Annotated in this window: 7 protein-coding genes; 4 read left to right on the top strand and 3 right to left on the bottom strand. The window is 63.5% G+C overall.

Annotated features, from left to right (window positions below; all coding sequences use genetic code 11):
* The first annotated feature begins 471 nt into the window (after positions 1–471).
* The 4 genes from Q4F91_RS12165 to Q4F91_RS12150 all read left to right on the top strand — a co-directional run bounded on the left by Q4F91_RS12165 (position 472) and on the right by Q4F91_RS12150 (position 3,620).
* Positions 472–1,128: an amino acid ABC transporter permease gene (locus Q4F91_RS12165; RefSeq protein ID WP_303337989.1), complete on the top strand. Its 657-nt coding sequence runs from the start codon at positions 472–474 to the stop codon at positions 1,126–1,128.
* Positions 1,121–1,801, top strand: coding sequence for an amino acid ABC transporter permease (locus Q4F91_RS12160; protein WP_303337988.1), 681 nt, complete (start codon positions 1,121–1,123; stop codon positions 1,799–1,801). The genes Q4F91_RS12165 and Q4F91_RS12160 overlap by 8 nt, the downstream gene beginning before the upstream one ends.
* 61 nt (positions 1,802–1,862) lie before the next feature.
* A complete protein-coding gene (locus Q4F91_RS12155; RefSeq protein WP_303337987.1) occupies positions 1,863–2,645 on the top strand; it encodes an amino acid ABC transporter ATP-binding protein in 783 nt (260 codons plus the stop codon).
* Positions 2,646–2,786: 141 nt separating this feature from the next.
* A complete protein-coding gene (locus Q4F91_RS12150; RefSeq protein WP_303337986.1) occupies positions 2,787–3,620 on the top strand; it encodes a cysteine ABC transporter substrate-binding protein in 834 nt (277 codons plus the stop codon).
* 347 nt (positions 3,621–3,967) lie between these two features.
* On the opposite strand, the gene Q4F91_RS12145 is transcribed toward Q4F91_RS12150, so the two are convergent.
* From Q4F91_RS12145 to Q4F91_RS12135, 3 genes are all read right to left on the bottom strand, one after another.
* Positions 3,968–5,188: an MFS transporter gene (locus tag Q4F91_RS12145; RefSeq protein WP_303337985.1), complete on the bottom strand. Its 1,221-nt coding sequence runs from the start codon at positions 5,186–5,188 to the stop codon at positions 3,968–3,970.
* Positions 5,189–5,323: 135 nt separating this feature from the next.
* Positions 5,324–5,842, bottom strand: coding sequence for a hypothetical protein (locus Q4F91_RS12140; RefSeq protein ID WP_303337984.1), 519 nt, complete (start codon positions 5,840–5,842; stop codon positions 5,324–5,326).
* A 107-nt stretch (positions 5,843–5,949) separates the two neighbouring features.
* Positions 5,950–6,942, bottom strand: coding sequence for a bile acid:sodium symporter family protein (locus tag Q4F91_RS12135; protein ID WP_303337983.1), 993 nt, complete (start codon positions 6,940–6,942; stop codon positions 5,950–5,952).
* Between the last annotated feature and the right edge of the window lie 666 nt (positions 6,943–7,608).

Raw genomic sequence — 7,608 nt, 5'->3', positions numbered from 1 at the left:
AAGACTTCGATTCGTGTTCGCACTCTCACGACAGCTACGGCGGAAGAAGGTCCGGATGACGGGTCGTCAGAGCAGCCCGCCTTTCGTCCGTTTGATCCAGGGCGGGTATTACCTCACGGGATTGCCGCACCCTTGACAGAGAGACTCACACTCCGTAATATCACTTTACGGAATGACTGATTCCATTTAACGAAACAAACAGCCATGACTCGAATGCACTCTCACTCCTGTTGTCGCCGCTCTCGAATGAGCTCGACCCATTCGCGTCCGCGTTCCTGATCCGTTCTCCCTTTCGGAGACGGCAACCCCTGAAGAAGAAGGACCGGCGCGATCTGCGGCCGGTACCGTTTCCTCAGGGAACCTCTCCCCTCTCTCCTCACGCGCCTTTTTCGCTTCTCCTTTCGGGCGCCAAGGATGACCGCGGGCAGGCTTCCGAACAGTCCCGCCCGAAGACGCGCCGATGAAAAGAAATTGCTTTCCCTCGACATCGGCTTCATCGAAAAGTACTTCCACCTCTACGTGGAAGGCACAGTGCTCACGCTGCAGGTCGGCTTCGCTGGCATAGCGCTCGCCTTCCTGGTCGGCGTGGTCGTGGCACTTGTGAGGCTCCTCCGCATCCCGGTGCTCGCGCAGATCGCCGGGGCCTACATGGAGCTCTCGCGCAACACGCCGCTCCTCGTGCAGCTTTTCTTCCTCTACTTCGGGCTCCCGAAGATCGGCATCAGGCTCTCGGGCGAATGGTGCGCCATCATCGGACTTGCTTTCCTCGGCGGCAGTTACATGGCCGAGGCGCTTCGCTCGGGGCTCGAGGCCGTGCCGAAGATCCAGAACGAGTCGGCCCGCGTGCTCGGCTTCTCCCGCTTCTCCGCCTTCCGCCTCATCATCCTGCCGCAGGCGGTCGCGGTGGCGTGGCCCGGCATCGTCGCCAACGTGATCTTCCTTGTGAAGGAGGTGTCGGTGGTCTCGGCGATCGCGCTTCCCGACCTCATGTACGTCGCGAAGGATCTGATCGGAAACTTTTACCGCACGGACGAGGCGCTGCTGCTCCTCGTCGCGGCCTACGCCGTGATTCTGCTGCCGATCTCGCTCGCCGGCAGCTGGCTTGAGGGGAGGATCCGCCATGGCTGACTACGGTTTCACCGTGCTCTTCGAGGGCCGGAATTTTCTGAGGCTTCTTGAGGGCCTGATGGTCACGCTCGGCGTGAGCCTGCTCTCGGTCGCGCTCTCGGTGCCGCTCGGCATAGCGCTCGGCGCCGTCATGACCTCGAAGAACCGCCTCGTGCGCGCCGTCACCCGGGTCTACCTCGAGTTCATCCGCCTGATGCCGCAGCTCGTGCTCCTCTTCGTCGTCTACTTCGGCTTCACCCGTTCCTTCGGCTGGAACCTCACGGCCTTCTCGAGCGCGATCATCGTCTTCACCCTCTGGGGAACGGCGGAGATGGGCGACCTCGTGCGTGGGGCGCTGCTCTCGATCCCGCGCACACAGCATGAGAGCGCGAAGGTGCTCGGCCTCTCGAAGTTCCAGGCCTTCCGGCTCGTGATCCTGCCGCAGGCGGCGAGGCGCCTCATTCCGCCCTCGATCAACCTCGTCACCCGCATGATCAAGACGACGAGTCTCATCGTGCTCATCGGCATGGTCGAGGTGATCAAGGTCGGGCAGCAGATCATCGACGCGAACCGCTTCCAGTACCCGACCGCCGCCCTCTGGATCTACGGCTTCGTCTTCATCCTCTACTTCATCTCCTGCTGGCCGATCTCGATCGCCGCGAGAAGACTCGAGGACAGGTGGAAGAACGACTGACGCTCCGGACCCGTACTCAAACAGAACACTCAAAGCATTTTTTCCCAGGACCAGAAACATCATGACCGACCTCAATGAGAGCCAGCCGACGGACGGGACCGCACTCGAAACCCGCGGCCTTGTGAAGCGCTTCGGCCAGGCAACGATCCTTGACGGCATCGACTTCCGCCTGAGGAAGGGCGAGGTGGTGGTCGTCCTCGGTCCCTCGGGCTGCGGCAAGTCAACGCTCCTGCGGTGCCTCGCCGGTCTCGAGACCATTGACGGGGGCGAGATCCGCATCGCCGGCGGCTCCGTGAAGAACCCACACCGCTCGGTCGGCATGGTCTTCCAGAGCTACGACCTCTTCCCTCACCTCACCGTGATCGACAACGTCACGCTCGCCCCGGTGAAGGTCGCGGGCCGCGCCCGCGCGGAGGCCGAAGCCGAGGCGAAGACGCTCCTCGCCCGCGTGGGACTCGGGGAGAAGCTCTCGGCCTGGCCCCGTGAGCTCTCGGGCGGACAGAAGCAGCGCGTGGCGATCTGCCGTGCGCTCGCGATGAAGCCCTCGGTGATGCTCTTTGACGAGGTGACGGCGTCGCTCGACCCGGAGATGGTCCGCGAGGTGCTCGAGGTGGTGCTCGAACTCGCCGACAGCGGGCTTCCGATGGTGATCGTCACGCACGAGATGGGCTTCGCCCGGGCGGTCGCCGACAGGATCCTCTTCCTCGAGCACGGGAAGATCGTCGAGGAGTCCGATCCCGAGAGCTTCTTCACCGCCCCGAGGACGGAGCGCGCGAGGAAGTTCCTCGAGTCCTTCTCCTACGCACGGCACCGCTCCGCCCGGAGCGCCCAGCCTCAGAACTGATCAAACCCGAAACCTTCCGGCCGGATCCGAGAACCCAAAGCCGGGGAGCAGAGCCTCTGACTCCCGGCCTGGAAGCCCCTTTTTTACCCTTCAGTCTCCCCTCTTTCCTACTTTTCTTTTTTTAAATCAAGGAGTTTCACAATGCCCGCCATCAAGAACATTGCCTTCCGTCTCACCGCCGTCGCCGCCCTCGCGGGCGCCGTCCTCACGGTCTCCACCGCCGCCGACGCCCGTCCGCTCGACGAGATCCGCGCCTCGGGCGAGGTGATCATCGGCGTCTTCTCCGACAAGGCCCCGTTCGGCTACGTCGACAGCAACGGCCACTACCAGGGCTACGACGTCTACTACGGCAACCGCATCGCCAAGGACCTCGGCGTCAAGGTGAAGTACGTCCCGCTCGATCCGGCGAGCCGCGTCGAGGTGCTCGTCACCGACAAGGTTGACATCACGCTCGCCAACTTCACGGTCACGCCCGAGCGCGCCGAGAAGGTCGACTTCGCACTCCCCTACATGAAGGTTGCCCTCGGCGTCGTCTCCCCTGACGGCGCGGTCATCACTGACGTCAAGCAGCTCGCCGGCAAGACCCTCATCATCGCCAAGGGCACCACGGCCGAGGCCTACTTCGAGAAGCACCACCCGGAGGTGAAGTTGAAGAAGTACGACCAGTACGCCGACGCCTACAACGCGCTCCTTGACGGCCGCGGCGACGCCTTCTCGACCGACAACACCGAGGTGCTCGCCTGGGCGCTCTCGAACAAGGGCTTCACCGTCGGCATCACCTCGCTCGGCGACCTCGACACGATCGCCGGCGCCGTGCAGAAGGGCAACTCGTCGCTGCTGAAGTGGCTCAACGACCATATCGTCGAGCTCGGCCGCGAACAGTTCTTCCACAAGGACTACAAGGAGACGCTGCTCCCGGTCTACGGCAACTCCGCCAACCCCGACGACCTCGTCGTCGAAGGCGGCAAGCTCTGATTTTCCTCGGCTTTCAGGGGATGCCCATCCGACATCCCCTGAAATTGGGATCTAAATTTCTGAACTCTTCTTGCAAACGATTCTCATTTGCGATAGTATTCACTCACTGGAACGAAAGACGCGGCATCCACAGGAACCAAGGGGTCGGTTCCGCCGCGGCGGGTTTCGGACGGAGATGCGGAGCGGGGAAACTCCGCAGTCAACCCTCCCTCCAGCAAACCCTTTCTTCTCCGGGAGTCTCCTACCCGGGTTTCGTTCCTCGCCTCTGAAGGGAGGCCGCGTGTTTCTTGGTCCGCGGCCTCCCTTTTTTCTTTTCTTCACTGCGCCGCACCGACGCCTGAGCCCCCTCAGCGGAACCTGAGCGCCTCCGCCCCGTTCGGTCTGCGCCGGATGAGCACGTAGAGCGCCGTCGCCCCGAGCCAGCTGAGGAGCACCCAGAGGACGTAGCCGAGGTGTAGCGCCGTCTCGGTGAGGCCGCCCGCGAACTCACCGACGAGAAGGTTGGGCACGCCCGCGCCGAGGTTGCAGGTGAGATAGAGCGCACCGATGAGACCCGCCCGCTCCCTGAGCGCCGTGTCTACGAGAAGGAACTTCATGCCGAGCGTGCAGGTCATGCCGGAGGTTACGCCGGCGCCGAGGAGCGCGAGGATGAAGAGCGGGATGCAAGCGGTTTCAATCGCGAGGAAGAGCAGAGCGCCGCACACCGTGTAGCAGGTGACGGAGACCGGGAACCAGCGCGCAGGACTGAGCTTCCCGGCGATCACCCCGAAGACCGCGTTGGGAATGATGAGCCAGAGGTAGACGGAGGCGGCGACAAGCGTGCTTGTGCTCCCGAGCACGTCGAGGGCGAGCTTCGCCGAGAAACCCTGCAGGAAGCTGCCGATTCCCCAGGTGCCGAAGAGCGAGAAGGCCACCATGACGAAGATGCGGCGCAGCCTGCGGGGCAGGGCGAACTTCGGTTTCACTGCGCTCAGAAGCGACTCTGTGCCGCCCGGCACCGTCTCGGTGGAGAAAAGCACGGCGGCCGCGAGCGGCACACAGACGAGCGCGCAGCCGAGCAAGAGTTCATCGACGCCGACGAACCCGAGCGAGATGATGACGCCCGAGAGAAAGGTGCCGAGCGCGAAGCCGACGTTCGGCCCTGCGGCAGTGAGGCCGGCACCGAGCCAGGCGACCCGAGGCGGCGTCGAGTCCACGACCCAGGACATCACCGCGCTTGAGGCGAGTCCGCTCGCGAGCCCCTGGATGAAACGCGCCGCATAGAACTTCCCGGCGGAATCGAGCCCGGCGAGTATCAGACAGGCCGCGGCGGCCCCGGCGAGCATGCCGAGCGTGACCCGGCGTCTGCCGAAGGCGTTCGAGAGCCTCGCGAGGCAGATGAGCGTCACGACGCTTCCGCCGAAGTAGCTGAGCACCGAAAGCGCTACCTCCCCCGTTCCCAGACCGACCTTTGCGCTCCAGACGCCGATGAGCGGGATCGGAGCGGACGAGAAGATGAAGCAGCAGATGAGCGCCGCCGCGGCCGTGCAGAAGGTGAAGCCCCGCCTGGGGAAGGCTGCCTGAGCCATGGGAGTGAACGGTTCCTCTTGTCTGTTGACGGAAGGAACCATTCTTCGCCCGCGTCCGGCCTGTCGCCAAGACGATGTTTCCCCGGGACCCGGTCCAATAAATCCTTCGGAAAATACTGCCCGGAGCGTCCTCGATCAGCCTCGGATCGCCGCTACCTCGCGCGAGACCTCGTCAATCGTGAAGACATGCGCGGTGAGGAGCTTTCTCTCGGCGAACCTCACCCCGGCCGCCCTCCCCCAGGGCACGCCGTGGAGCCGGCGGAACTCGCGCCCCGCGCGGGTGAACTCCCACGTCTCGCCCCAGCCGTTGGGCCGCGCGAAGACCTTGTCCATCAGCCACGGGTCGCCTGCGTCGAGGAAGAGGTTGAAGACGCCCTCGTCGAGCCTCAGGTCCGGGCCGATCACGGCGGCGAGCCTTTTGGCGAACGCGCCGCCGGCGAGTTCGGTCACGATGGGCTCGCGCCCGGGGAGCGTCTCGGTGATTTCGTAGTGCCCGTCGCCCAGGCTCCGCAGCGCGAGGTCATGCTCGGTCCCGGTCTCGTCCTTCACGGGCGCGAGGTGATAGAGCGCCGTCGGCCGCGGCATCAGATAGCCGCGGTTGAGAAAGTGGCCGGCGTAGATGCGCAGCCGGGCGAGGCGCTTGCGCAGGGGCATGGTGAAACTTCAGTGCAGTAAAAAGGCCGCGCAGCACGCCCCGGAGAGAAGCGGTTCTGCGCGGCCTTGAATCAGCCTAAGTTTATGTTGCGAAGGTATGGAGAACCTTAAGCGGCGCTCTCAGCCTTGGCAGTGGTGGTGACGTCGATTTCGTGCGGTTCGTCACCGCGGTACCAGCGGCTCTGGAAGAACGTGGCACCGAAGGGACCGGTCAGGTTGTGCCAGAGGGCGCCGACCGCGGAGGGCAGAGCAGTCATCGGGCTCGCGGCGAAGTGCACGGTGGCCAGGGCCACGCCGAGACCGGAGTTCTGCATGCCGACCTCGAAGCAGAGGCAGCGGCACTTGGCATCGTCCATCTTGCACCAGCGGCCGACGTAGTAGCCGAGCGCCATGCCGACGGCGTTCTGGATCGCGACGACCACGAAGGCGATGAAGCCGGCGTTCATCAGGGACTGCTGGGTGGCGGCGACCACGGCGGCGGCGATCACGACGATGGCGACGACGGAGACGACCGGAAGCACGCAGGTGACCTTGTCAACCGTCTTGCCGAACAGGCGATGCACGAGCACGCCGACGGCGATCGGGATGAGGATGACCTGGACGATCGAGATGAACATGGCCCACGGGTCGATCGAGAGCCACTGGCTCGCGAGCAGCCACATCAGCGACGGGGTCACGATCGGGGCGAGCAACGTCGTGCAGGACGTGATCGTCACGGAGAGGGCGACGTCGCCGCGGGCGAGGAAGGTCACGACGTTCGAAGCCGTGCCGCCGGGGCAGCAGCCGAGGAGCATCAGGCCGACGGCGAGATCGGGCGGCAGCTGGAAGATCCAGCAGAGCGCGAGCGCCGAGAGGGGCATGATGGTGAACTGGGCCAGGATGCCGACGAGCACGTCACGCGGGCGACGGAAGATCTCGCGGAAGTCGGCGGTCGTGAGCGTGAGGCCCATGCCGAACATGACTACGCCGAGCAGCAGTGGCACGTGGGGGCCCGCCTGCTTGAATATCTCCGGGAAGAAGAAGCCGAGGGCACCGAATACAATGACCCAAAGCGCAAACGTCTTGTTCACAAACTGGCTGACTTTCTGGAGCATATTCATTTTCGTAGTCAAGGCATGACGTTCTTAGCGCCATGCCCCCTCTGTTGTAAAGGAGTTCGGAAAGCAGGATTTCATGGCTGCCTCGTTGGTTAAAAAACCGCCTCCGACGAAACCGTCACGATGACCGTTGCGTCGTTGAAGCGGTGAGGGTGATCTTACGCAAGCCGAAGCCGTTTTGGTTGCGAAAAGAAGGAACGTGTAGCGGCTTTTCGAGGAATAAGCGCAACTTCGTGATTCAATCCAAGGGATATCGCAAAAACTCCCTATAGGGTTAGCACCACCCTCTTTCGACCTACCGCACTAACCCTAACCTCCGGCGCACCACAGCCGTGCGCTATTGTTCGACATCGAACTGTACAGTTTCGCTCGTAGCGCTTGACATACATCAAGCTTTTGTGCGCAACGCTGGCTTTTTTGCTCTCCACGACGAATTCACTATTGCGAATCGTTCTCAGACGCATATAATTTCACTCAAGCAGGACAGCTTGATCCGCACAGATGAAGTCAGGGGTCGACTTCGCGGATCGCCGCCTCCGGAGGTGCAAGGCCTCCCATCGATTGAGGCGCTGTCCTGGGGTCTCCTAGAAGGGAGTGGCGAAATTCGCCACTCCCTCTTTTTTCATGAAAGCAGAGTGGAGCCGCGGGCGCACGACGCCCTGCCCCCAG

Source organism: Sutterella sp., assembly GCF_030539355.1.
Taxonomy (GTDB): Bacteria; Pseudomonadota; Gammaproteobacteria; order Burkholderiales; family Burkholderiaceae_F; genus Sutterella.
Note: the sequence above shows the minus strand (reverse complement) of the source record. Positions and strands in the feature narration are given on the sequence as shown.

Excerpts from the sequence above, each read along its gene's own strand:
- Q4F91_RS12145 (WP_303337985.1), bottom strand. The coding sequence starts at position 5,188 with ATGGCTCAGGCAGCCTTCCCCAGGCGGGGCTTCACCTTCTGCACGGCC.
- Q4F91_RS12150 (WP_303337986.1), top strand. The coding sequence starts at position 2,787 with ATGCCCGCCATCAAGAACATTGCCTTCCGTCTCACCGCCGTCGCCGCC.
- Q4F91_RS12135 (WP_303337983.1), bottom strand. The coding sequence starts at position 6,942 with ATGAATATGCTCCAGAAAGTCAGCCAGTTTGTGAACAAGACGTTTGCG.
- Q4F91_RS12155 (WP_303337987.1), top strand. The coding sequence starts at position 1,863 with ATGACCGACCTCAATGAGAGCCAGCCGACGGACGGGACCGCACTCGAA.
- Q4F91_RS12160 (WP_303337988.1), top strand. The coding sequence starts at position 1,121 with ATGGCTGACTACGGTTTCACCGTGCTCTTCGAGGGCCGGAATTTTCTG.
- Q4F91_RS12140 (WP_303337984.1), bottom strand. The coding sequence starts at position 5,842 with ATGCCCCTGCGCAAGCGCCTCGCCCGGCTGCGCATCTACGCCGGCCAC.